23 protein-coding genes and 1 pseudogene are annotated in these 23,338 nt (G+C 51.9%); 16 read left to right on the top strand and 8 right to left on the bottom strand.

Annotated elements, in window-relative coordinates:
* Nucleotides 1–452: 452 nt before the first annotated feature.
* On the top strand, nucleotides 453–1,601 hold the full coding sequence (locus I2D94_RS16385) for an aldo/keto reductase (RefSeq protein WP_195397690.1): 1,149 nt from the start codon (nucleotides 453–455) through the stop codon (nucleotides 1,599–1,601).
* A 66-nt stretch (nucleotides 1,602–1,667) separates the two neighbouring features.
* On the top strand, nucleotides 1,668–2,030 hold the full coding sequence (locus I2D94_RS16390) for a MerR family transcriptional regulator (RefSeq protein WP_072685515.1): 363 nt from the start codon (nucleotides 1,668–1,670) through the stop codon (nucleotides 2,028–2,030).
* 164 nt (nucleotides 2,031–2,194) lie between these two features.
* Here the strand turns inward: I2D94_RS16390 and I2D94_RS16395 are convergent, their stop codons facing one another.
* From I2D94_RS16395 to I2D94_RS16420, 6 genes are read right to left on the bottom strand one after another with little or no spacing between them, the layout of a single operon-like run.
* Nucleotides 2,195–2,602, bottom strand: a complete 408-nt coding sequence (locus I2D94_RS16395) for a PTS sugar transporter subunit IIA (protein ID WP_195397691.1) — start codon at nucleotides 2,600–2,602, stop codon at nucleotides 2,195–2,197.
* Complete coding sequence (locus I2D94_RS16400) at nucleotides 2,599–3,162, bottom strand: hypothetical protein (RefSeq protein WP_195397692.1); 564 nt, start codon at nucleotides 3,160–3,162, stop codon at nucleotides 2,599–2,601. Before I2D94_RS16400 ends, I2D94_RS16395 begins: the two co-directional genes overlap by 4 nt.
* A 12-nt stretch (nucleotides 3,163–3,174) precedes the next feature.
* Nucleotides 3,175–3,879: an N-acetylmannosamine-6-phosphate 2-epimerase gene (locus I2D94_RS16405; RefSeq protein ID WP_195397693.1), complete on the bottom strand. Its 705-nt coding sequence runs from the start codon at nucleotides 3,877–3,879 to the stop codon at nucleotides 3,175–3,177.
* Nucleotides 3,879–4,724, bottom strand: coding sequence for a PTS system mannose/fructose/sorbose family transporter subunit IID (locus I2D94_RS16410; RefSeq protein WP_072685519.1), 846 nt, complete (start codon nucleotides 4,722–4,724; stop codon nucleotides 3,879–3,881). The genes I2D94_RS16405 and I2D94_RS16410 overlap by 1 nt, the downstream gene beginning before the upstream one ends.
* On the bottom strand, nucleotides 4,724–5,488 hold the full coding sequence (locus I2D94_RS16415) for a PTS sugar transporter subunit IIC (RefSeq protein WP_195397694.1): 765 nt from the start codon (nucleotides 5,486–5,488) through the stop codon (nucleotides 4,724–4,726). The genes I2D94_RS16410 and I2D94_RS16415 overlap by 1 nt, the downstream gene beginning before the upstream one ends.
* Before the next feature lie 12 nt (nucleotides 5,489–5,500).
* A complete protein-coding gene (locus tag I2D94_RS16420) occupies nucleotides 5,501–5,986 on the bottom strand; it encodes a PTS sugar transporter subunit IIB (protein ID WP_072685521.1) in 486 nt (161 codons plus the stop codon).
* 330 nt (nucleotides 5,987–6,316) lie between these two features.
* Between I2D94_RS16420 and I2D94_RS18735 the strand changes: the two genes are divergently transcribed.
* Together I2D94_RS18735 and I2D94_RS16430 are read left to right on the top strand one after the other, a co-directional pair.
* On the top strand, nucleotides 6,317–7,141 hold the full coding sequence (locus tag I2D94_RS18735; protein WP_195397695.1) for a MurR/RpiR family transcriptional regulator: 825 nt from the start codon (nucleotides 6,317–6,319) through the stop codon (nucleotides 7,139–7,141).
* Between the two features lie 170 nt (nucleotides 7,142–7,311).
* Entirely contained in the window at nucleotides 7,312–9,204 is a 1,893-nt protein-coding gene (locus tag I2D94_RS16430) for an FAD-dependent oxidoreductase (RefSeq protein WP_195397696.1), read from the top strand.
* Between the two features lie 216 nt (nucleotides 9,205–9,420).
* Here I2D94_RS16430 and I2D94_RS16435 read toward each other — a convergent pair whose 3' ends face one another.
* Nucleotides 9,421–10,035 carry an RDD family protein gene (locus tag I2D94_RS16435; protein ID WP_195397697.1) on the bottom strand — a complete coding sequence of 205 codons (615 nt, stop codon included), beginning with the start codon at nucleotides 10,033–10,035 and terminating at the stop codon, nucleotides 9,421–9,423.
* 16 nt (nucleotides 10,036–10,051) lie between these two features.
* Nucleotides 10,052–11,998 carry a transcription antiterminator gene (locus tag I2D94_RS16440; RefSeq protein ID WP_195397698.1) on the bottom strand — a complete coding sequence of 649 codons (1,947 nt, stop codon included), beginning with the start codon at nucleotides 11,996–11,998 and terminating at the stop codon, nucleotides 10,052–10,054.
* 146 nt (nucleotides 11,999–12,144) lie between these two features.
* On the opposite strand from I2D94_RS16440, the gene I2D94_RS16445 reads away from it, so the two are divergent.
* The 12 genes and pseudogenes from I2D94_RS16445 to I2D94_RS16495 all read left to right on the top strand — a co-directional run bounded on the left by I2D94_RS16445 (nucleotide 12,145) and on the right by I2D94_RS16495 (nucleotide 22,665).
* Nucleotides 12,145–12,477, top strand: a complete 333-nt coding sequence (locus I2D94_RS16445; protein WP_083538651.1) for a PTS lactose/cellobiose transporter subunit IIA — start codon at nucleotides 12,145–12,147, stop codon at nucleotides 12,475–12,477.
* On the top strand, nucleotides 12,477–12,785 hold the full coding sequence (locus tag I2D94_RS16450; protein ID WP_072685531.1) for a PTS sugar transporter subunit IIB: 309 nt from the start codon (nucleotides 12,477–12,479) through the stop codon (nucleotides 12,783–12,785). The genes I2D94_RS16445 and I2D94_RS16450 overlap by 1 nt, the downstream gene beginning before the upstream one ends.
* Nucleotides 12,786–12,823: 38 nt before the next feature.
* The gene (locus I2D94_RS16455) at nucleotides 12,824–14,101 is read left to right on the top strand and encodes a PTS sugar transporter subunit IIC (protein ID WP_072685533.1); all 1,278 of its coding nucleotides are present in this window, start codon (nucleotides 12,824–12,826) and stop codon (nucleotides 14,099–14,101) included.
* Nucleotides 14,102–14,278: 177 nt separating this feature from the next.
* Nucleotides 14,279–14,518 (top strand): hypothetical protein, encoded by a 240-nt coding sequence (locus I2D94_RS16460; RefSeq protein ID WP_072685535.1) that lies wholly within the window; start codon nucleotides 14,279–14,281, stop codon nucleotides 14,516–14,518.
* Entirely contained in the window at nucleotides 14,515–14,781 is a 267-nt protein-coding gene (locus I2D94_RS16465) for a hypothetical protein (RefSeq protein ID WP_072685537.1), read from the top strand. Before I2D94_RS16460 ends, I2D94_RS16465 begins: the two co-directional genes overlap by 4 nt.
* Nucleotides 14,782–14,816: 35 nt before the next feature.
* Nucleotides 14,817–16,700, top strand: a complete 1,884-nt coding sequence (locus I2D94_RS16470) for an FAD-dependent oxidoreductase (protein WP_072685538.1) — start codon at nucleotides 14,817–14,819, stop codon at nucleotides 16,698–16,700.
* 183 nt (nucleotides 16,701–16,883) lie between these two features.
* The gene (locus I2D94_RS16475) at nucleotides 16,884–17,657 is read left to right on the top strand and encodes a nitroreductase family protein (RefSeq protein WP_072685539.1); all 774 of its coding nucleotides are present in this window, start codon (nucleotides 16,884–16,886) and stop codon (nucleotides 17,655–17,657) included.
* On the top strand, nucleotides 17,654–18,019 hold the full coding sequence (locus I2D94_RS16480) for a helix-turn-helix transcriptional regulator (protein ID WP_072685541.1): 366 nt from the start codon (nucleotides 17,654–17,656) through the stop codon (nucleotides 18,017–18,019). The genes I2D94_RS16475 and I2D94_RS16480 overlap by 4 nt, the downstream gene beginning before the upstream one ends.
* 13 nt (nucleotides 18,020–18,032) lie before the next feature.
* Nucleotides 18,033–18,608, top strand: a pseudogene (locus I2D94_RS16485) (EFR1 family ferrodoxin); the annotation flags it as partial.
* A 74-nt stretch (nucleotides 18,609–18,682) separates the two neighbouring features.
* On the top strand, nucleotides 18,683–18,775 hold the full coding sequence (locus I2D94_RS18425) for a hypothetical protein (RefSeq protein ID WP_229056928.1): 93 nt from the start codon (nucleotides 18,683–18,685) through the stop codon (nucleotides 18,773–18,775).
* Nucleotides 18,776–19,297: 522 nt separating this feature from the next.
* Nucleotides 19,298–21,223, top strand: coding sequence for an FAD-dependent oxidoreductase (locus tag I2D94_RS16490; RefSeq protein WP_072685543.1), 1,926 nt, complete (start codon nucleotides 19,298–19,300; stop codon nucleotides 21,221–21,223).
* Nucleotides 21,224–21,261: 38 nt separating this feature from the next.
* Complete coding sequence (locus tag I2D94_RS16495; protein ID WP_072685545.1) at nucleotides 21,262–22,665, top strand: 6-phospho-beta-glucosidase; 1,404 nt, start codon at nucleotides 21,262–21,264, stop codon at nucleotides 22,663–22,665.
* Nucleotides 22,666–23,338 lie beyond the last annotated feature (673 nt).

Genomic DNA, 23,338 nt, shown 5'->3' on the forward strand with positions numbered 1-23,338 from the left:
TGAGTCCCATTTCTGGAACTCATCTGCGTCTTTCTTGTTTCGGTTTTTCTCTCACCAACACTATTTTTGAAAGAGCCAAAAGAAACTGAGAAGCGGCCGGCAAAAGCGCGGTGATCTCAGTTTTTTTGTATATTTGTTCATACAAATTGTGAATGAATTTCTATTTTTGATGTCACTGAGTCATAGAACATTCTGATCTAAGTTCTGCTTCGAATTAATATAATTTCAATTATAGAAATAATCTATTCGTCTGATCTAAGTTAACATTCGATTGATCATTATTTCAATCATACTCATGAGCTATGCATGAAAGCTTTTAGAGGATTCTTTTCGTATTTATATTTATGGAAATCATTTTTATAGGAAATCAATAAAAAAAGCTTGACCTGGAGTCAGCTCTAAGGATTACGATAAAGAGAGAAAAAGGAATGGATAAACAGGAGGGGTTTAAGATGATCTATCGTACGTTGGGCAGCACCGGTTTGCAGGTCAGTGAAATCGGATTGGGCTGCGAAGGATTTACGGAACAGGAAGGCATGGGAACCTATGCGTTAGTCGACGCGGCGGCGGAAGCGGGAATCAATTATTTTGATCTGTATTCGCCGGATCCCAATCTTCGTCTGCATTTAGGCAAGGCGTTGGCGGGACGGCGCGATCAGTTTATCATCCAGGCCCATTTGTGCTCGGTGTGGAAAGACGGCCAGTACAAGCGAACGCGCAAGCTGGAGGAAGTGCAGGCCGGTTTTGAGGATTTATTACATCAGCTGCATACCGATCATGTGGAAATCGGCATGATTCATTACGTGGATTCGCTGAAGGATTGGCAGGAGGTCGCGGAAGGACCGGTGATGCGCTATGCGCAGCAGTTAAAGCAGGAAGGCCGGATCGGCCACATCGGGTTGAGCAGTCATAATCCGCAGGTGGCGATTCAGGCGGTGGAAAGCGGTCTGATCGAGGTGCTGATGTTCAGCATTAATCCGTGCTATGACCTGCAGCCGGGCGATGAGGATTTGGAAAAGCTGTGGGCGGATGAAAGCTATGCCCGATCGTTAGTCAATATGGATCCCCAGCGGGAAGCCTTATATGAATTATGCCAGCGTCAGGGCGTCGGGATCACGGTCATGAAGCCGTTTGGCGGCGGCGATCTGTTGGATGAAAAATTGTCGCCGGCAGGCAAAGCGCTGACGCCGGTTCAATGTCTGCATTACGCTCTGACCCGGCCAGGTGTCGCCACCGTCTTGCCGGGTGCGCATTCCGTTGAGGAGCTACGGCAGAGCGTAGCCTATGAAACAGCGAGCATGGAAGAACGGGATTATGCTTCTGCGCTGGCTTCTTTCCCGAAGATCAGCTGGAAGGGGCATTGCATGTATTGCGGTCACTGTGCGCCATGTCCAATGGGCATTGATATCGCGACTGTGACGAAGTTCTTAAATCTGGTGAAGGCGCAAGGGGAAATGCCGGAGACTGTGCGTGAACATTACGCAGTCTTGGAACATACGGCTTCCGAGTGCATCAGCTGCCATGCCTGTGAAAACCGCTGTCCGTTTGATGTAAAGGTCACCGAAAACATGCGGCAGGCGGTCAAGGTGTTCGGCAAATAAGCGTTGGGCTTTCATCATGAAAGAGAAGTTGGTTTCAAGCCGAAGAAAGAGGAAAGGAGATTGTAGATGAATATCGCTGAAGTCAGTAAGAAGTATGATTTAACTCAGGATACGCTGCGTTATTATGAGCGCGTCGGTCTGCTTCCCCGAGTGAACCGCACAGCCAGCGGAATCCGCGATTACTCAGAGGAAGACTGCCGCTGGGTAGAGTTTATTAAATGCATGCGGCAGGCAGGTCTTCCGATCGAGGTGCTGATCGAATATGTCGCTTTATATCAGAAGGGAGATGAAACGATTCAGGCCCGCAGGCAGCTGTTGGTTGAACAGCGGGAACAACTGATCGAACGCATCCGCGAGATGAACGAAACGTTGGAGCGGCTGAATTACAAAATTGACGCCTATGAGCGAAACGCCGAATGCCGGCCCTGAAAGCTGCTGCGATGAAATGCGTTTAAAATAAAATAAAAAAACCAGTGAAGCATTCAGAACAGTTGATCTGAGATGGTCATTGGTTTTTCTTTTTTTCATTCATTCCCGATAGTCTTCTTGTAAGCGCAAGAGCGCAGGCATCATCACCGCAGCTTTTCTTTTTCTTATAATTCGAGTTTCTTTCTTAAATCCAACATCGTTTCCGGAGCGACCTCGCTGAGATGCGCAATGATGGAATTCAGGTCGCCCTGACTCAGCGAACTCAGCGCTTCCATGACTAACGGCAGGTTGACGCCGGTGAAGCACTGGATAGGAATGTCGGAGAGCTCAGCCAGCGCCAGCGCGGTCATGTTGCACGGCGTGCCGGCGAACAGATCGACGAACATCAATACCCCTTCGCCCTCTTCAATTTCCCGGACTTTGGCGACGATCCGGTCTTTTAATTCGATGGGATTGTCCTGCGGATTCAGGCTCAGCGCCGCAATCTGTTCCGCCTGCGGGAAGAACATCCCGGCACTGACCTTCAGCGCCTCAGCCAGCGGCCCGTGGGTAACGATTAAAATTTGAATCATGACGGTTTCCTCCTTCTCGACGGAATTGTCATCTCGGGATGGGACGAATGCTCCTCGGCCTGCTTTTGCCAGCGCAGCAGATCCTGACAGAACGCTTTAATTTCATCGCTATTGCCGATCACGCGGGTGGGCACGATGAACATTTGATCCTGATGATGGAAAAACAACAATGTGTGTTTCAGCGGAACGACCGTCTGAAGATCGGCGGCGGCCAGCGACAGATCTCCAATCTTCATTTGTTCTCCAAATGAAGCGGTGATCGGCGTATAATGCACCTCCGGCAGCTTCTGAAGCAGACTGCTGACCTGATTGTGCAGATAAATCGTCCACAGCCAGCCGCTCACCTTGCCGATCCATAAGCCGCAAAGTCCGGCCGCAGCCACCCAGGCTGCCATCTGTCCATTCCAATGAAAATAGAATACGGTAAACAAGGTCAGGACTGGAACGCACAGGAGAATGGCCAGCCGGCGTCGTTTGTTGCGCGGAAGCAGGGAGGCCATGAATTGATACGCTTCGGCCAGTTCCGCCTCTTCCAGCGTGAACGTCCATTCCTTTTGCATGCGGCCGGTCCGTTATTTTGCCAGCCGCTGCCGGTAATGGCTGAGAAACCGCTCGGTGATCAGATGCGGCCGGGTGATCGCCGTGCCGATCGTGATCATATCCGCACCCGCGTCGACGACAGCGTCGATATCTTTTAATTCCCAGATCCGTCCCTCGGCATTGACCGGTAAGGTAAAATCGTGTTTCAGCCGGCGTACCAGCTCGGTATCCGGACCTTCGATCGGATTGACCAGACCGGATAAGGTGGTCGACAGGATATCGACGCAGCCGCTTTCCGCGCAGAATTTGCACTCCTCATAGGTCGCGCAGTCGGCCATCACGGCCAGATCCGGGTATGCCTCGTGGATTTCATGAAGCAGCGCCAACAAATCGGCTTTTCCCCTCTTCGCGGTGATCCGGGTGTCCAGCGCCAGAATATTCGCGCCGGCTTCCACAACAGCTTTCGCCGTTTCAAACGTTGGGGTGATGAAAATATCGTCCAGCTTCCCGCTGTCTTTGGGCATGACTTTGTTGATACCGATGATGATCAGCTCGTCGCTGAGCGAGCGCGCCGCCCGGATGTCCTGCGGCCAGCAGCACCGCACCGCCTTCGCTCCACCCAGCATGGCGCACTGGACCATCTTTTTCATGGTTTCCGCGCCATACAGCGGCGTGTCTTCGTAAGCCTGGCAGGAAACGATCAGCTGACCCAGGCAGGCTTTTACTTGGCTTTTCATCAGACGGTTAAGATTCCTGAGAAGTAACCGAGGATTGCGATGACCAGATACAACAGAATCATCTTCGTCGCGCTCCAGTTCTTCTTGGCCATCAGATAATACGTGCCTAACGCTGCCAAAAAGACCGGAAGCTTCGGCCAGACGCCGTTGATCAAGGATTGCAGATCCACGATGACGACGCCGTCTTTAACATACTGGAAGCCCAGATTGATGTTCGCGTAAGCACAGGCGATACAGCCGACAACCATCAGACCGACGATGTTCAGGGCGCTGATGATGTCATCCTTCAGATCATTGCCTAAAATCAATTCCGCCGCTTTGGCGCCAAACGCCACGCCGCGGTTGAATAAGAACCAGGTCAGCGGCACCATGACCGCCAGAAAGACGATCATATAGAAGATCGCGCCGGTAATCTGACCATCCGCGCTTAAGCCGCAGGCGATCGCCAGCAGAATCGGGATGAAGGTGCCTGGAAGCAAGGCGTCGCCGATACCCGCGAACGGACCCATCAGCGCCGATTTGATCGAGGTGATCAGATCCTCCGGAATTTCTTCGCCGCGCGCTTTTTCCGCTTCCATGCCGAGGGTGATGCCCGGGATCAGACAGCCGATAAACGGTTCGGTATTGAAGAATGGCAGATGGCGGGCCATCAGTTCCTGCTGCTTCTGCGGATCGTTGGGATACAGATCCTCGCGGATATCGCCGAACATTTTGACTAACGCCGGCGCCTGCATCGTTTCCGGCTGGTATAAGGACAGGTTGTAGCACATCCAGTTGATATAGCACTTGCGGATCAGTTTCTTGGAAAGCACGGAAGCTTTTCTGGTTTCCTGTGTATTCGTCATCAGTTCTGCACTCCTTTCCGACTGCGGTTAATCTTGAATTCATACAAGGCGAACAACAGCGCGAAGACTAAGACCGTCAGCATATCGACGCCCAGAACGCCGACAAACGCGAAACCGACGGTGAAGAAAATCAGATCGGTCGGGTTCTTGACCAGCAGCTTCATTAAGATGGCGAACCCGATCAGCGGCATCGGATTGCCGAAAATCGTCATGATGTCGATCAGCCACTGCGGCGAGTTGGCGACGAGCATCTCAATCGCGCTCTGGCCCCAGTACAGGCAGATAAAAGTCGGAATGAAACGGAATAAAAACTTCACGATATTGCCCCAGACCGGAACCCAGGTTGCGGCTTCCAGCTTGCCCTGGTCGACTAATTTCTTCTGATAGTTGACCGGCAGCAGCGTTGCGGCATAACACGGCGTCGCCATGATCTGCCCAACAGCCGACGCGGTAACGGCCAGCGCAACCGTCGTACCCGAATCCAGATGCGCGATGACGCCTAACGGAATCGCGATAAACGTCGCCAGGTTCATATCCGGTGTGATCGAACCACCCGGCGTGACCAGACCGATGAAGATCAGCTGCACATACGTGCCCAGAATCATCGCGTTTTTGACGTCTCCTAAAATTAAACCGATAAACAACGCGGAGACCAGCGGTCTGCCGATGCAGTACCAGCCGATCAGGCCGCCGCCGAGAAACGGCGTGTGGATATAAGTCAGATAGCCCAACAGCGAGATGAGTGTTACCTGAAGTAGATTCATAACCAACCCTCCCTATTTGATTTTATTTTTGAATTCTTTGAATTCGATGCGTTTCATGTCTGGAACCACCTGAAAGAAGATTTCGATTCCCCTGGAATTCAGATCGTCCAGATCGGCGATTTCCTCCTTTGTCAGATAGGTTCCATCCTGAACGGTAATCGTGTTGTCCCGCTTCTGTACGGGGCCGATCATCAGACTTTTCGGCAGCTCCGGCACCTGGTCGAACAGTGTCCGGGCAATCGCCGGAAAGCGGAAGACGATCATCGTACCGACTTTACTGTTGATCGCCTCGCGGATTGGATCAGCGGCCTGATCCACCGTGTAGACCTCGTTTTTCATGCCCGGCATCGCGATTTTTTCCACAACATATTTCATCGTGGGATTGGTCGCTGTGAATTCGTCGATGACAATGATGTTTTTGATGAAGTAGTGTTGAACCAGACGGGTCATGCATTGGCCGTGAATCAGACGATCGTCGCAGCGAATGAGATTAATCATGATTTTCCTCCTCTCTTGTGCGGATCCTTTCGCGGATCTTCGTCATCCGGTTAAACCATAAAGCACCGCCCCTTTTCTCTTTATATATACTCCATTTCTGTACAAATTGGAGTATTTTACCCCAAACAAACAATACACCTCTTTTCATTGAGAATCAATACCCATTTCAAAGTTTGCCAGAGAACTGATTGCAGCGAGGGTTCTTTTTCAGTTGGAAAGTTTTGAGGATTTCTTTTTTCCCGGGCAGGAAAGGTGGCTGAACCGGGTATTTTCATGGTATGATTGATACAGGAATGACAATCACTTCAGAATGAAAGGCAGGCATTTTCTGTGTCTATTTACGGCAAAATCAAAGATCATTATGACTATTTCACCAAGAGCGAGCAGCGCGTCGCCAAGTATTGTCTTGATAATTACATGGAAGTCAGCGGCAATACGCTTTTCCAGCTGGCGGAAAAGGCAAAGTGCGGGGAAGCGACGGTCGTTCGTTTCTGCAAGAAAATCGGCTGCGAAAGCTATCATGATTTCAAGGAAGAACTGACGGATGAAACGCAGGAGCATTTAAAAAGTGAGAATGACTCGTTTGTGTCTCAGATCTATCAGAACATCCAAACCTCTATTGAATATACGATCCAGAACCTGGATTTAGAACAGCTTGACGAGATCGCCGCGCTGATGGATAAGGCGGATATCATTTTCTGCGCCGGCGTCGGCAATTCCGGAATTCCGGCGGAGGCTTGTGCGATGCGGCTGGTACGAAACGGAAAAAACGGGATATACTTCAAAGACAATCATTTTCAGTCGATTTATCTCAACGAACTGAAACACAACGATATCGCGATTCTGTTCAGTGCTTCCGGGGAATCCATTGATACGATTCACTGCGCCGAGATTCTCAAACAGCGGAAGGTGAAGACGGTCTGCGTCACTTCTTCCATCGTTTCTTCCCTGGCCACACTATGCGATTACTGCATCCTGATGAAACGCTGGCTGGGTCCTTTGGGCGGAGGCAGTATGATCGGGCAGATTACGCAGATGTATATAGCCGATCTGCTTTCGACGCGGACTGGCATGATCGATCAGAAGACGACGTTGAAGGCGAAGGAAACAACGTTTGATTACATCATCGACAAGATGCGCAAGGAACGGATATGAACGACAGGGAGATTAACGCTCCCTTTTTCTTTTTTTGTGATCGGGCGATTCGTTTGTTTTTTTAGCGGAAGCGGAAGGAAAGATCTGAATTTTGCCCTGAACCGGGGCAAAACTGAAAATAGGAAAGGGGTCGGAAATACTGGATAATAAGAGGGAAAAGAGGCGAGATTATGGAATATCCTCATTTGTTTTCTCCTATCCAGTTCAATCAGCTGATGCTGCGCAATCGCATTGTCGCCGCGCCGATCGGCGAACTGTATGAACCGAAGGCTCGCGGCGGGGCGGGGCTGGTCGTCTGCGGGCATACGATTGTGGAACCGTTCCGCAGCTCGTTTGCCAGCGGCGAGGAACCGACGGCGTTTTTTAAATATGAAGTGGAAAAGACCCGGCAGAAGATCCGGGCCTGTCATCGTTACGGCGCGAGGGCGTCGATTGAAATCTTTCATGCCGGCCAATATGCCCGGGTGAAAGATCATGCCTGGGGACCTTGTTCGTTTCTCCGTGAAGACGGCATCGAGGTCAAGGCGCTGGATCGGGCGGAAATGGAGCGGATTGCCGGACTGTTTGCGGAAGTCTCACGGCAGGCGAAGGCGCTGGGCTTCGACGCGATTTTCCTGCATTTCGGTCATGGCTGGCTGGCCGCACAGTTCTTGTCACCTTTGTTTAATCATCGAACAGACGAGTATGGCGGAAGTCTGCCGAACCGCGCCAGGTTCCCGTTGTTGATTCTGCGGAAAATCCGGGAAGCTGTGGGAGCGGACTTTCCGGTGGATATGCGGATTTCCGGCGAAGAGTGCGTGCCGGGCTCCATTCGCTTTGAAGATACGCTGGCTTTTATCCAGATGGCAAAACCGTATATTGACGGGGTTCAGATCTCAGCCGGGCTGGATATCAACCACGAGGGCAACGTTCACATGGCAACGACGAATTTTAAGGAACACATGCCGAATCTGAAGTGGGCAAGGACTGTAAAGAAGACGTGTCCGCAGCTGGTGGTTTCAGTTGTCGGCGCGATCATGAATCCTTCTGAAGCCGAACAGATACTGGCCAACGGCGATGTCGATCTGGTGGCTTTCGGGCGGGCATTTCTCGCCGATCCCAACTGGCCGAACAAGGCGCGGGAAGGACGGAGTGGCGATATCGTGCCGTGTTTAAGGTGTCTGCAATGTTATCACATCGCGACCAACCGTCAAAACGTCGGCTGCAGCGTCAACCCGCGGTATGGCAACGAAACGCTGATTCCCGAACGGATGATCCCGGCTGAACAGGCCCGGCGTGTCGTCATCGTCGGCGCCGGACCGGCCGGACTCAACGCCGCAATCACAGCCTGTCGCCGCGGACATGAAGTGATCGTGCTGGAAAAAAGCGGGATGATCGGCGGGGCACTGAACACGATCGCCCGGGAGTATTATAAGGAAGACATCCGCAATTATCTGGAATACTTAAAGAATCAGTTTGCCCGATACGATATCGACCTGCGTCTGAATACCGCGGCAGATCGTTCGGTGATCGAAGCGCTGCACCCGCAGGCGCTGATCATTGCCTGCGGAGCCCAGCCGGTAACGCCGCCTGTTCCCGGAATGGATCAGTCCTTTGTGATGGGGTTTACGGAAGCTATTTGTCATCCGGAACGGATCGGAAAGCAGGTCGTGATCATCGGCGGGGGAACGATCGGCGCGGAGATCGGGCTGGAGCTGACGGAGCGGGAAGGCCGGCAGGTAACGATCGTGGAAATGACGGACACGCTGGCTTCGCAGGGAAATCTGCTTTACCGGATCGCGCTGCGACAGAAGCTGGATCCGCTGACGAATTTCACGGCTCTGACCCAGACTCGCTGCATTCAGATCGGCGATCATGAAGTGGAAATTCTCCATCAGAAAGAGCAGCGGAAGCTCAGAGCCGATACCGTCATCATCGCCGCGGGCGTGCGCACGAACCGGGCCTTTGTGAACAGTCTGTATGGGATTTGCCCGCAGACCTTTGAGGCCGGCGACGCGCTGCAGCCGCGCAAGATTCAGGAAGCGGTGTTCGAGGGAACCGGCGTGGCGCTGTCGATCGGATAACTTCAGATTCGACACTTAAAACAAAACGCATAAGGCGAATAAAAAAGCTCGATCATATCGCACATCCGCGGCGGTGATCGAGCTTTTCTTGTTTGACAGCGTTTTTCCTGTCCTTTGTTGCATAACGAGTTCTGATTCCAATCATTCCCAACGCTACAACAAGCTTTCCCAAGCGATCTGCCTGTCCGATTTTCATCCTACGCCATTCGCGGTTTATCATTCGGCAGCGCTCACCTGCGTGCCGGCCAGCTTGTCGTGCAGCATGCATCGTTTCGTTTTCAACAAAAGCAGCACGGAAACCAGACTTGCGGCCAGACCGAAGACATAATATCCCTGAACCAGCCCGGGATTCAGAAATCGTGTCAGCAGCGTGCGCACCAGGAATGCCGCGTTGTTAAACGTCTGTTCCAGAAAAAGAAAACTCAGCGCACGAGTGCCGAGCTGCGCCGGGGAAGCCGGCTTACCCTCCCGGTTAGTGATGCGGATCTGAGCCAGACGCTTGCCCGGCGTCTGACCTTCGAAGCCGGGGACGAGCATCGGTATCATTACAAAATAAGCCAGCACCGCACAGCTGGAACAACAAACCGCGGCGATAGCCGGCCCCGGTGAAAGGCCGGCGATGGAAGCTGTGACGAGCAGCTGACCCTGGGTCAGACTGGCAATCAGGGTGATGATCAGGTTGGCGCACAAAGCGGAACCATACCAATCCATGGCGGCCGCCAGAAACCGCCGCGGTAAGGACGCTGCCGGTAGGACTTTTAGCTGGATTCGCTTCGGTTTTGCTCCCGACATTTCAATGACGGTTGGACGGGACGTCCGTCCTTTTTTCATGAAGATTCCCCCTTTATCAATAACATGATACTAACAAGCTTGTGAACTCCTCGAAGCTGCTGACTTCCATCATCTTGCGGAAGGTTTCCTCGTCCTTCATGATGTGAACGATGAAATCAAAGATATTGGAAAACTGCTCTTTATCCTTTTCCATCAGCGATAACATGAAGACCAGATTGACCTGATTAGCGCCCCACTGGATCGGCCGCGGATTGACGGAAACGGCGATCGCGCTGGATTTCGCCTTGTTGTCCAGAGGATGGGGAATCGCGATGTTGCCATAGGCCGACGGGCTTAATTTCTCATGATAATCAATCTGTTGACGATAATCCTCGTCGACGTAGCCGCCAGCCGTCATCGCCGCGCACATGACCTCGACCGCATCGGTATGGGTGGCAAACTGACGGCATGAGAAAAACAAATCCGGATGGAAGAAATACAGGATTTTCTCGCGGATGAAATCTTTCATCTTCCGCTTTTTGATCTCGTCGATCAGCTCGAAGATCCGGCGGATATCCTTCTCCGACAGAAACTGGTCGATCTGAACGAAGCCCAGCGGCTGGGGCTGCAGCTCGCACGGTGCGGTGGACAGCACCAGATCGGCCGGCGGTAGCGGCTGAGGCAGGGCGGTGTGGGTCAGCACGTCGCTGATCAACAAACTTTCCGAGAAGATGGCGGATAATTTTTTGATCAGGCGCTGGCCGATCTGTTGATAATCGTTGCACAGCACCAGACAACTGATCTTGTCGCTTTTAGCCCGCGTTTCCTCCATCAGCACGCCGATGTGCAGCGTGATGTAGGCGATTTCGTCTTCCGGCAGGACGTGGCCGGTGAATTGATAGATGACGTTGGAAATATGCACTGAAATCGCGTAAATCAGCGGATAATCCGTCTTGATGCTTTCAAACTGCAGATTGGTGATCTGGATATCGTTTTCCAAGCGCAGAAGCAGATTTTTTAAGTGAAATGCAAATTTGATCAGAAAGCTTTCATTATTCAGATCAATGCAATAAGTGTTTTCCACCGACTGCACGATGTTGTCCAGCAGTTTCTGAAGATCGCTGCCCAGAATGGCGCCGATCTGATCGTAGGTAATCGAAGACATCTGCGAGGACACGGCGCGGGTCATCATCAGCACCGACGCTTCATACAAGTCATATAACGTGAAATCTGTATCATAATTTTCTTTCAGCAGCACGTACAGATCGTTGACGATGCTCTGGACATGCGCCGAAGCCAGACGGAGCATATCGGCGTGCGATACCAGCTCCTGACGGGACGCGTTAAATTTGCGTGCGGGATTGGAACTGCGCAGTTCAACGGTCAGCGCGATATGCAGCACATAATTCAACAGGCTGTAATCATCCAGAAAATACTCATACCTGTGCATGACCTGTAAGATCAGCTGCTTGATCCGCGCCAGACTGACCGACGTGAAAATTTCCTGAATCCGTTCCAGACTGAAATAGGAACTTTTGATTTCCTCGTTGATCAGGCTCAGGATTACCGCCCGTTTGTCCTTGGCCAGACCGGTGATGTTAACCATATCGTTTTTCGTGTGGATATTCAGGTGGAACTGTGTGAGATCGGTACGCATCCGCGACAGCTCGTTCTGCAGCGTGATCGGCGAGATGCACAGCTTGTTCGACAGATCGCTGATCGACATCCGCTGGTTCTGCAAAAGCAGCGTGTTGATGATATAGCGCTTGCGTTCCTCATAGCTGGCGGGAATTGTCTGGGAGGGCAGAAAACTGAGGATCTTTGCGGCGGTCAGTTTGTCAATTTTATATCCCTTGTTGCTGGAAAGAATCAAAGCGCCGTATTCCTTGTTCAGCTCCGCGACGCTGTACTTGACGCTGCGCACGCTGAAGCCGAAGCGCTGGGCGATCATCGCGGTTGTCGTCCAGCCCGTCTGATGGTTCAGAAACGACACGATCTGCATCTTGCGGTCTAAATTCGCCATACAATTCAACCCTTTCTGTCATTTATTGTACAAGGGAACGCCAGCGCGTACTTACCGGCTTTTGCCCTGTGGCCGGGCAAAGTCAGACGTTGAATCCGGCCGCGCGGCGCTTTACAGTTAGGGTGCAAGCAAGGAGGTCAGAAAACGTGACGATTCAGGAAGTAAACAATCTTTCATGCATGATTATCGCGAATGCCGGGGATGGCAAAAGCAGCTGCATGGAAGCGCTCGATTACGCGGAAGCCGGCGATTGGGAAGCGGCGCGGCAGGCTCTGGCCGTCGCTGATGAAGCGATCGTCAAGGCTCATGAAATTCATACGAAGCTGTTGGTGGAGGAAGCCCGCGATCCCGCCGCGCTGCCGATGACGATGATGCTGATCCACGCGTCCAATCATCTGAGTGCGGCCGAGATCAGCCGGGAATTTGCCGAAAGGCTGCTCAGAATGCAAGCTCAGAAAGACGGGGAGGAGGTGAAATAATGGTCAATATCATTCTTGTCTGCGAACATGGCGCCAGCACAAGCCTGCTGACGGAGCGGATGAAGGACGCCGCGCAGCAGCTGGGTATCGACGCTGTGATCAACGCCTATCCCTATACGAAGCTGGACGAGCTGATCGACGGGGCGGACATCGTTCTGTTAGGTCCGCAGGTCCGCTTCAAAAAGAAAACCTTTGACGCGAAATATGCGGAAAAAGGGGTGGAATTCATGGTCATCGACACGGTGGATTACGGCATGATGAATGGGGAAAAGGTATTGAAAACGGCATTGGAACATCTCAAGTCCTGACTAAAAACTGAGTTTATTTGAAAAGAGGAGAAAATACAATGGATACATTGATGGAAAAAATATCCAGCTTCGTTGAACCGCTGGCGGAATGGGTCCACAAGATGACCTTCTTGAACGCCATGGCCGAAGCACTTCAAGTTCTGCTTCCAATCACGGTGATCGGTTCCTTTGCCTGTCTGTTCGCGTTTATCGACGTCGGCGGGTGGCAGGCATTTTTAGGCGCGAATCCGATGATACTGATGGTCTTTATGAATGCTCAAAGCTGGACGTTAAGCATCATCGCGTTTTACACCGTGCTGGTGCTGCCGTATTTGTACGCAAAACGGCTGGGCATGAACGAACCGCTGGCCTGTGTGCCGCTGACCGTCGCGTCGTTTCTGCTGCTGACGCCGACGGAGCTGTACACCGCGATCCCATCGGCCTGGCTCGGCCACTCCGGCATGTTCTCAGCGTTTATCATTTCGTATCTGGTCGTGCGGTTTGTCAAGCTGTGCCAGGATCACAATGTGACGATCAAGATGCCGCAGGGCGTTCCGCATTATATTGAAGCAACCTTCGCGGTGCTGATTCCGGCGTTTATTCTGGTCTTCGGCTGTTCGCTGATCGGTCAGGCGCTGGCGGCGACGCCGTATGAATCGATCCATCAGCTCATTTACACGTTTATCCAGACACCGCTGTCCGGTTTGGGCACCAGCTTCTTCGGTTTGTTAGTCACCGAACTGGTCATGACGCTGGCGATGTTCTGCGGCATTCATGGTTCCTCGGTCGTTCCGTTTATGGACGCGCTGGCAACGGCGGCGAACGAACAGAACATGGCGGCGATGGCGGCCGGTTCCGCTTTGCCGAACATCTATACGACCGGCTTGCTGAACTCCATTCAGATGGGCGGGATCGGCGCAACGCTGGGATTGGGCATTCTGTTGTTCTTCCTGGCGAAATCCAAGCGCTACAAGCAGCTCTCGCGGGTTGCGATTGTCCCGCAGATCTTCAATATCGGCGAGCCGTTATTGTTCGGCATCCCGATCATGCTGAACCCACTGCTGTTCATTCCGTACATGCTGGGCGTGATCGCGAATACCTGCATCGCTTACGGATCCGTCGCGATTGGTCTGTGCGCCCGGTTTACCGGCGTCAATCCAAGCTGGACGATGCCGGGAATCCTGCAGGGAATCCTGACCTGTTCAGTTCCGTGGCAGGGCGCGGTCTTGCAGATCGTGATTCTGGCTGTCGATATGCTGATCTGGTATCCATTTGTTAAAATGATCGACAAACAGGCTGTGGAAGAAGAAAACAGCGCTGTTTCTGAAGCTGCGTAAGCAGCTTCTTCACTTTGTTCCAACAAGTTCCGGATGGAGATCCGGACGTTTATCCTCAAAAGGAAGACCCTGATTCTTAATCGAACGGAATCCATTAAGGATTCTGGAAAGAAAACTGGAAAACAAAAAAAGCCGGGAAGAACACAGCCCGGTCTCTTAAAAACAAGGAGGAATTTTATGCTTCAGATCGGATGTCCCAAAGCGAAATTGCTGAAAGAAAAAATCGATCAGCTTGATTTTGAATTGATCCATTTCGAGGTTGTCCGCCTCAGCGGGCTAACGCTTCAGGTCAAGCATACCGCAGCCAGCGACGAGGCCGCAAAGGCAGCGATGAAGAAATACATCAAAACAATTCCAGAGCTGGCCAATCTATATACCAACATCCAGCTGATCGACGCGCAGGGGCGGATTCTGTGAGTCCGCTGCATTTAGGCGATCCTGCGCTCACCCGGAAAATGACGCGGATTTACGGCTGGATTCTGCCCGGCTGTTTCGCGGCGGTGACGCTGCTGCTTTTATTGGCGCAGGCCTGGCTGGCGGCAATTCCGCCGCTGCTGATCGTTCTGATGACGCTGCCGCCGTTAGTCCGGTATCAGCGGCTACGCTCAGGCGGACTTCGATTTCTGATCGGCGCCGGGCTGACGCTGGTGACGTTCTGGCTGTCCGGATTGTACGTTTAAAAAATTTACTGAAAAGAAAGGCAGGGAGAAATGGAATGAAAACCCCTTATCCGCATTTATTCTCACCGCTGCAGATCCGCGGCCTGATGTTGAAAAACCGGATCATCGCTGCGCCGATGGGAATCATCCCCAGTCATAAAATCATCTCGAGCGTCAATTACGGCGGGATGAGCGCGCTTGACCGCTCACTGGGCGGCTGTGCGATGGTGCATACCGGCGGCATGAATCCTCTTGATAAATATGAATTGGATACAACCGTGGAGGATCTCAGCGTCGCCCATCAGAATGGGGCGCGGGCCGCTTACGAGCTGGAATTCTTTTCGCTGCCGGATGAAGAAGGCTTTGTCCGCGGTCCCAGCGCGGGGATCCGGTTTGACGGCGTGAAGATGAAAGCTTTCGATCGGGAACAAATGGATCAGCTGATCGCCGATCAGGTGCGGCGGGTCCGGGGCTGCCTGCGGTTGGGCTACGATGCCTTGACCCTGCATTTTGGTCATGATTCCCTGTGCGGGCAGTTTTTATCGCCGGTGTGGAATCAGCGGACCGATGAGTACGGGGGTTCACTGGAAAATCGGATGCGGTTCCCGCTGGAAGTGCTGCGGGCGATCCGTGCGGCCGCGGGACCGGAGTTTCCGCTGATCCTGCGGATATCGCGCCAGCTCACCGTTCCGGAAAGCTATTCTGAGAATGAGATGGCTGCGTTCTTAAAGGCGGCGGAAGGGCTGGTCGATATGGCCAATATTAGCTGCGGAATGGATGTAGTTCACGCCGGCAATGTCCATGCGGTGCCGACGATTTTTGAACCGCATTGCTACAACGCGGAATTTGCCTGGCGGATCAAGCAGGAAACCTCGCTTCTGATCTGCCTGGTTGGCGCGGTGATGAGTCCGCAGGAAGCGGAAGCTGTGATCGCAGAGGGGATTGGCGACGCCGTAATGTGCGGCCGCAGCCTGATCGCCGATCCGTACTGGCCAAAGAAAGCGCTGGAAGGCCGGGATGCGGATATCGTTCCCTGCCTGCGGTGCATGCATTGTTATCACATCGCGACAGAACACTGGAATATCCAATGCAGCGTCAATCCCCGCTTCCGCCGGGAGAACCGGGTGCCGCTGCTCCCGCAGCCGGCGGCCCAACGCCGGCGGATTGTGATTGTCGGGGGCGGCCCGGCCGGGATCCAAGCGGCGTTAACCGCGGATCAGCGTGGGCATAAGGTTATTTTAATCGAGAAGCAGCCCAAGCTGGGCGGTGCGTTGAAATGGGCCAGTGCCGGGCCGTTCAAGGAAGACCTGCGGCGATATTGGGATTATCTTCTGCATCAGGTTCGCAACAGTACGATCGACGTCCGCCTGAATGAAACCGCGACACCGGAAACCGTGGAAAACCTGAAACCGGACGCGCTGATTCTGGCGCTGGGCGCTGAACCAGTTCAGCCGCGGATCGAAGGCTCCGAACACGCGGTGCAGGCGCTGGCGGTCATCGAAAATCCGAAGCTGGCGAAAAGACGCTGCGTGATCATCGGCGGCGGCACGATCGGCTGCGAACTGGGACTGGAGCTGGCGGAAAGCGGACATGAGGTGACGATTGTGGAGCTGTCCCAACAAATCTATGCCCAAGCGAATCATCTGACTCGAACCGCGCTGTTCCAGCATTTTGAAAGGGCAGAATCGCTGCGCACGCTGACGGGATGGACTTGTGAACAGATCGGCCCGGACTTCGTCGACGTTTGCGACGGTGCGGGTCAGAGGCAGCGGCTTGCGGCGGATACCGTAATTCTGGCAACCGGCATGAAAGCACGGAAAGCAGAGGCGATGGCGTTTTATGGAATTTGTCCGGAAACGGCGATGGTCGGTGATTGCAACCGTGTCGCAAAGATTCTGGAAGCGACCAACGAAGGTTATTTTCTTGGCGCAACGGTGTAATCGCTTATTGGCGGAGCATCAAAGGGAGAAGGCAGGCGAAAGTCTGTCTTTTCGTTTTCTTTGAAATTGCTGCCGGCTTTAATTGTCTTTCTTAGCATTGGTAATCACTTTCTTTACCAATGTTGCAGGGATTGGCAATGTCCCCTATAATGGTTAACGAAAGTGAACGAAAGGGATCAGATCATGGATAAACTTCAAGTCGTCGTAGAAAAAAACAAATGTATTGGCTGTTCCTTGTGCGTGAAGACCTGTCCGACACATAACTTAAAAATCCAGGAGGACAAAGCGCAGGTCATCCTGGAGGACTGTTTGTTCTGCGGACAGTGTGAAGCGGTTTGCCCGCGCAAAGCGGTGACGGTCAGCGGGTATGATCATGCACCGGAAGAGAAGAACAAAGAGGAAAGACTGGATCCCGGGCAGGTTTTAAATACGATCCGGTTTCGCCGGACTGTTCGCCAGTTTCAAAATAAGCCGGTCCCAACGGAAGTGGTGAAGCAGATTCTGGAAGCGGGATGGATGACGCATACGGCTGAAAACAAACGAGATGTTTCCTTTATAGTTTTAGATCAGGAAAAAGGTCGTTTTGAAAAGCTGGCCGTCAATTTGTTCAGAAAAATAAAACCGCTGGCCGATCTAATCAATCCGCTGGCGCGTAACAATGTCATTGACGATCATTTCTTTTTCTTTAAGGCCCCGCTGGTCATCCTGGTTGTGGCGGAAGATAAGACCAACGGTCTGCTTGCGGCGCAGAATATGGAATTTGTCGCGGAGGCCAACGGCTTAGGTGTGTTGTTCAGCGGCTTTTTTACAATGGCTGCCAACCTGTCGCCGAAAATAAAAAAAGCGTTGCAAATACCGAAAGGGAAGAAAGTTGCGATGACCCTGGTTATGGGGTATCCCGGCGTGCGTTATCTGCGCTCGGTACCGCGAAAGGAGATGAATGTCCAGTGGAAATGAGGCACAAAGCGGTAGAATGCGAAGCGCGGACAAAGCAAATCGCGGAAGGGTTTCAGAACTGCCGCAGCGCTTTTACCGCGATTGGCGATGAAACCCGCCAACTGATATTACAGGTCCTGTTGGAAAGTGATTTATCAGGAATCCGGGTGGGTGAGATCGCGTTAAAAACCCATCTCACACGGCCTTCGGTTTCACATCATCTTCAGATTTTAAAGGAAGCTGGGATCGTCGCAATGCGTAAGGAAGGGACGAAAAACTATTATTATTTAAGTGTGCAGGGGACGCAGTGGAAAGCGATCGCGGATTTAGTCAATTTAATCTACGAAAGCGTGCGTCATATCAGCGAAGACGCTGACAGATAAGGGAGGAAACAGGATGATTTGTTATTTTTCAGGAACCGGCAACAGCGCGTTTGCCGCGCAGCGGATCGGCCGGCTGACGGGCATGGAGGTTCTCGATTTGTTTGAAAGGATCCGTGATCAGGATTACTCGCCGCTGCAAGCCAGTCAGCCCTGGGTGATCGTGACGCCGACCTATGCGTGGAGAATTCCGCGGATTGTCAGCGAGTGGCTGGAAAAGACACCTTTAACCGGGAATTCCAAAATCTATTTTGTCATGACCTGCGGCGGCAGCATCGGCAATGCCGGAGCTTATTTGGAAAAACTCTGCGAACGGAAGAAGATGGATTACCTGGGTTGTTTTCCGATCGTGATGCCGGAAAATTATATCGCGATGTTTTCTACACCGGCGCCAGAGGAAGCGGAGAAGCAGCTTGCGGCGGCTTACCCTGTCATCGAGCAGGCCGCACAAAGTATCAAAAAAGGAGAATGTTTTCCTGAACTGCCGAGAACGATAAAGGACAAACTGAACAGCGGCATCGTCAACGATTTGTTTTATCCGATGTTTGTCCACGCAAAGAAATTTACGGCTACCGAAGCCTGCGTCTCCTGCGGTCAATGTGTTCAGGAGTGTCCGTTGAAAAATATTAAATTGGAAGCAGGACATCCTGTAACTGCACGCATTGCATGGCCTGCATCAGCCGCTGTCCGATGGAGGCCATCGAATATGGCAAGCACACGCAAGGTCTGCCGCGCTACACCTGTCCGGAATCCCGATAAAGAATAGGAAAAAGCCAGTGTTTTCTTTTTTCAAAAAGAGAAAGCATTGTTTTTTTTATTCTCAGATACTGAAAACGGCGTAGAGTGGATCAATGCTTTTAGCACGGAGTAAACTAAATCTGAATCCTAAATTTTAAGTGAGTCAATATCGCGATCGTTTTCCAAGGGATTTTTAATTGGCTCAACACGATAAAAACGCGATGCAATACTATGTAGACATAATCATTCGGCGGCATTCTCCAATTTTGATCGTCTTTTCTTCTATCCAGGCTCGGATTAACATGTTTTTCTCTCCGACGACTGGACTGTGAGATTATCGTACACGAGGAGAGTTTTTTTATTTACGCAAAATTACATGAAAATATCTTAAGCTTTCATAACAAGCGCGGATAATGAAAAACTTGGAATTAAGAGATTCTATAATCTGGAAATCAATCCGTTTCTGCCCGGTCAACAGGCAAACGGCAGTGTGGAAAACGATCACGGAAAACTGGATAATGAGGACAGAAAGCGAGGTTCGTTATGAAAACTTCTTTTCCGCATTTATTCAGTCCGATTCTGATCAATTCTCTGATGTTGAAAAACCGTGTGCTGGCAGCGCCGATGGGCGTGCCGAGAGCACATTTGGTCTCGTCCACCTATTATGGCGGCATCTCTTTGCCGGATAAAGCCAGAGGCGGCAGCGCCGGCGTCGTGGTATCCAGCTATGGGCCGGCGGATATTGTTGGAGCCGCGAATCCCTTTGATAAATATGCGCGCGATGTGACACGGGAAACGCTATCCGTCCTGGAAGAGGGCGGAGCGGCAGGTATTATGGAATTCAGCTTCCATCCGTTAAAGAATCCGGACGGCACGGTGCAGATGCCCAGCGACGGAATTTGTTATACCGGCGAAATGGGCAAAACCATGACCGTGGAACAAATGGAGGACCAGATCCGGGATTTAGCGGATAACTGTAAAAAGGCGAAGGATTTTGGCTTTTCAATGATCATGCTTCATTTTGGACATGACAGCCAATGCTGCCAGTTTCTTTCACCGGTGTGGAACCGCCGCACCGACAGGTATGGCGGCAGTCTGGACAATCGCATCCGCTTTGCCCGGGAAGCCCTGATTGCTGTGCGGCAGGCCGTTGGCCCGCACTATCCGATCATGATGCGGATCTCCCGCCAGCTGATAGTGCCGGAATCGTATTCCGAAGACGAGATGCTTTATTTTCTGAAACAGGTGGAAGATCTGGTCGATATCGTCAACGTCTCGGCCGGGATGGATTGTTACGGTGGGACTGTTGAACACTATGAAGCTAACGTTCATACCCATACCACCGTTTTTGAACCGCAGTATTACAACGCGGCATTTGCGCGCCGGGTCAAGCAGGAATGCAGAGTGAAGGTCGCGCTGGTCGGCGGAATCACGGATCCCGCGGTTTGCGAACAGCTGATCGCGGACGGAAGCACCGATCTGGTCATGCTTGGCCGGCAGCTGGTAGCGGATCCCGACTGGCCGCAAAAAGCCTGCGAGGGCCGGACTGAGGATATCGTTCCCTGCCTGCGGTGCCTGAATTGTTATCACATCGCGACGGAACATGAAAATGTCCAATGCAGCGTCAATCCCCGCTTTCGCCGGGAAAACCGCGTGCCGCGGAAACTGGAAAAGACCGTCAAGCCTAAAACGGTCGTCGTGGTCGGCGGCGGACCGGCCGGGATGAAAGCGGCGCTGACCGCTGAGGAACAAGGCCATCATGTAATCTTGCTGGAGCGCTCGGCCAAGTTGGGCGGTCAGCTGAACTGGGCGGATTATGACGACTATAAAAAAGAGCTGAAAGCATATCGCGAATACCTGATCCGGCAGATCGCCAAGTCCAATGTTGAAGTCCGGCTGGAGACTGAAGCGACGCCTGAAATGATCGCCTCGCTTGCACCGGATGATCTGATTCTCGGATTGGGAGCGAAGTTTATTACGCCGCGCATTCCCGGCGTGGAGTATGCCCGTCAGGCGGTGACGCTGTATCCCGAGCTGGATTCAGCGCAGGGACGGTTTGTGATCATCGGCGGCGGCACGATCGGAACCGAGCTGGCTCTGGAATTGGCAGAACGGGGGAAAACGGTCACGCTGATTGAAATGTCGGATACGTTGTCGGCCAAAGGCAATAAGCTGTACCGGATTGCGCTGCATCAGCATCTTCGCCGCTGTTCAACCTTGACCTGTCTGCTTCAATCGCAAGTGTTGGAAATCAAGCCGGACGGCGTAGAGGTCCGGACCCCGCAGGGAATCCAGCAGATTCCCGCCGATCACATTCTGCTTGCGGTCGGTCTGCGCTCACGGGCGGAAGCAGCTCAGCAATTTTATGGGATTACGCCCAACACCGTGATGATCGGCGATTGTAAGCGGGTGGCGAAAGTCATTGAAGCGACGCACGACGGTTATTTCGCAGGTGCGAATATTCGTTAGATCAGGATAAGAAGGAAAAGGATAACAAGGAGAAGCTTATGTTAAGAAGTGATTTTCTGTGGGGCGGCGCAGTGGCCGCCAACCAATGCGAAGGCGCCTGGAATGTAGATGGCAAAGGTCTGAGTACCGCCGATTGCATGACGGTCGGCGGGATCGGAAAAGTCCGCGAATTTACCGACGGCGTGCTGCCGGGCGTCTATTATCCCAACCATGAAGGCATTGATTTCTATCATCATTATAAAGAGGATATCGCGCTGTTTGCGAAGATGGGTTTCAAGTGCTTCCGCACTTCGATTGCCTGGACGCGGATCTATCCTGACGGCGACGATGAAATCCCCAACGAGAAGGGGTTAGCGTTTTACGACGCGGTTTTCGACGAGTGTTTAAAATATGGCATCGAACCGGTCGTCACGATTTCCCATTATGAAACACCCTATGCGCTGGTAAAAAACTACGGCAGCTGGCGCAGTCGGGAGATGATCGGCTTTTATCTGAAATTCTGCGAAACAATTTTCCATCGGTATAAAAATAAAGTGAAATACTGGATGACCTTCAACGAGATCAACGTGCTGCGTCTGCACAGTGAGATGAGCGCGGGCATCCGAATTGGGGAGAACGAAAATGCCGAACAGGTTCAGCTGCAGGCAGCCCATTACCAGCTGACCGCCAGTGCTCTGGCCGTCAAGCTGGGCCATGCGGTCAATCCGGATTTTAAAATCGGCATGATGATGTTGTATCCGACCTTTTATGGTGAAACATGCAATCCGGCCGATCAGCTGGAATGCATGCGTCAGCTCGATTTGCATCTCTATTTCTCGGACGTGCAGGTCCGCGGTGCATATTCTTCCAAGGCGAAAGCCTATTGGAAGCGGCAGGGGTTGACGCTGGATATCACGCCGGAGGATGAAGCGGCACTGCAGGATGGAACTGTGGATTATATCGGGTTTTCCTATTATAACTCCAACGTGGCAACCGCCCGGGAAGTCGAGCTGATCGGCGGCAACATGTTGAACGCGGTGAAGAATCCCTACCTGAAGGCCAGCGACTGGGGTTGGCAAACTGATCCGATCGGTCTGCGGATCGCGCTCAATCAGTTGTATGACCGGTATCAGATTCCGCTGTTCATTGTGGAAAACGGTCTGGGCGCCGTGGATACGATTGAGCCGGACGGCACCATTGTGGATGATTACCGGATAGAATATCTCCGTCAGCACATCGAAGCGATGAAAGCGGCGGTGGAGGAAGACGGCGTCGATCTGATCGGCTACACGCCGTGGGGCTGTATTGACGTCGTCAGCTGCGGCACCGGGCAGATGAAAAAACGCTATGGCTTCATTTATGTCGACCGGGATGACGAAGGACGGGGGAGCTTAACGCGGTTGAAAAAGAAGTCGTTTGACTGGTACCGCAAGGTCATTGCTTCCAATGGGGAAGAACTGTAAAAAAGCAGGAATACGCGAAGCGATACCGTTCCGGTCCTCCGGTTACGTACAGCTTGAAAAATTGAGGCAATCAAATGGTTTGACAGGGCATTTTGACAGGGCATGAAGATTTAGAAAGTAAAGATCTATAAAAAGGAAAACCGGCAGGAAAGAAGCCGGTTTTCTTGCTTTAAACCTGAGATTCCGGTTATCACTGAATTGAGACACAAGCGGCGATATCCAATCAAGGAAGTCTCAGATTTACATTGAGTGATTGTTGGATTCGCATAGGACTTGCGTCCTCGAAGGAATCTCAATTCTTTAGAGTTTTACTAAACCTCAAAAGTAATTTTACTTTTTCCATTTTCTCAGGTGGCTTTTTTGAATTTTGCGCAATATTAAAGATGTAGGGTCATTGATTAAGGGATTGCCCGTCCTGGATGGATCATTCTTTTGATTCATTTGTTTTTCGAGCTTGTTTACTCAGCTCTGGAAAGGAGGGGCTTTCTATGAAATTTTTCATGGAACTTTTGTCTTCTTTAACGATAAGGGACATTCTGGCGATTGCCCAGCTTCTGACAACCAGCCTGGACTGCATCTTAAAAATTATAGAACTCAAAAGAAATTAGATAATAAAAAACAAGAGTTTTTTGCGTGAATTTGAAAAATCTCAAAATCTCAAAAAACATCAATA

Origin of the sequence: Holdemania sp. 1001302B_160321_E10 (genome assembly GCF_015552275.1) — a bacterium.
Taxonomy (GTDB): domain Bacteria; phylum Bacillota_I; class Bacilli_A; order Erysipelotrichales; family Erysipelotrichaceae; genus Holdemania.

Bases quoted from the DNA above. Each gene is read 5' to 3' on its own strand.
- I2D94_RS16385 (WP_195397690.1), top strand. From the start codon at position 453: ATGATCTATCGTACGTTGGGCAGCACCGGTTTGCAGGTCAGTGAAATC.
- I2D94_RS16390 (WP_072685515.1), top strand. From the start codon at position 1,668: ATGAATATCGCTGAAGTCAGTAAGAAGTATGATTTAACTCAGGATACG.
- I2D94_RS16395 (WP_195397691.1), bottom strand. From the start codon at position 2,602: ATGATTCAAATTTTAATCGTTACCCACGGGCCGCTGGCTGAGGCGCTG.
- I2D94_RS16400 (WP_195397692.1), bottom strand. From the start codon at position 3,162: ATGCAAAAGGAATGGACGTTCACGCTGGAAGAGGCGGAACTGGCCGAA.
- I2D94_RS16405 (WP_195397693.1), bottom strand. From the start codon at position 3,879: ATGAAAAGCCAAGTAAAAGCCTGCCTGGGTCAGCTGATCGTTTCCTGC.
- I2D94_RS16410 (WP_072685519.1), bottom strand. From the start codon at position 4,724: ATGACGAATACACAGGAAACCAGAAAAGCTTCCGTGCTTTCCAAGAAA.
- I2D94_RS16415 (WP_195397694.1), bottom strand. From the start codon at position 5,488: ATGAATCTACTTCAGGTAACACTCATCTCGCTGTTGGGCTATCTGACT.
- I2D94_RS16420 (WP_072685521.1), bottom strand. From the start codon at position 5,986: ATGATTAATCTCATTCGCTGCGACGATCGTCTGATTCACGGCCAATGC.
- I2D94_RS16430 (WP_195397696.1), top strand. From the start codon at position 7,312: ATGGAATATCCTCATTTGTTTTCTCCTATCCAGTTCAATCAGCTGATG.
- I2D94_RS16435 (WP_195397697.1), bottom strand. From the start codon at position 10,035: ATGAAAAAAGGACGGACGTCCCGTCCAACCGTCATTGAAATGTCGGGA.
- I2D94_RS16440 (WP_195397698.1), bottom strand. From the start codon at position 11,998: ATGGCGAATTTAGACCGCAAGATGCAGATCGTGTCGTTTCTGAACCAT.
- I2D94_RS16450 (WP_072685531.1), top strand. From the start codon at position 12,477: ATGGTCAATATCATTCTTGTCTGCGAACATGGCGCCAGCACAAGCCTG.
- I2D94_RS16455 (WP_072685533.1), top strand. From the start codon at position 12,824: ATGGATACATTGATGGAAAAAATATCCAGCTTCGTTGAACCGCTGGCG.
- I2D94_RS16460 (WP_072685535.1), top strand. From the start codon at position 14,279: ATGCTTCAGATCGGATGTCCCAAAGCGAAATTGCTGAAAGAAAAAATC.
- I2D94_RS16470 (WP_072685538.1), top strand. From the start codon at position 14,817: ATGAAAACCCCTTATCCGCATTTATTCTCACCGCTGCAGATCCGCGGC.
- I2D94_RS16475 (WP_072685539.1), top strand. From the start codon at position 16,884: ATGGATAAACTTCAAGTCGTCGTAGAAAAAAACAAATGTATTGGCTGT.
- I2D94_RS16480 (WP_072685541.1), top strand. From the start codon at position 17,654: ATGAGGCACAAAGCGGTAGAATGCGAAGCGCGGACAAAGCAAATCGCG.
- I2D94_RS18425 (WP_229056928.1), top strand. From the start codon at position 18,683: ATGGCCTGCATCAGCCGCTGTCCGATGGAGGCCATCGAATATGGCAAG.
- I2D94_RS16490 (WP_072685543.1), top strand. From the start codon at position 19,298: ATGAAAACTTCTTTTCCGCATTTATTCAGTCCGATTCTGATCAATTCT.
- I2D94_RS16495 (WP_072685545.1), top strand. From the start codon at position 21,262: ATGTTAAGAAGTGATTTTCTGTGGGGCGGCGCAGTGGCCGCCAACCAA.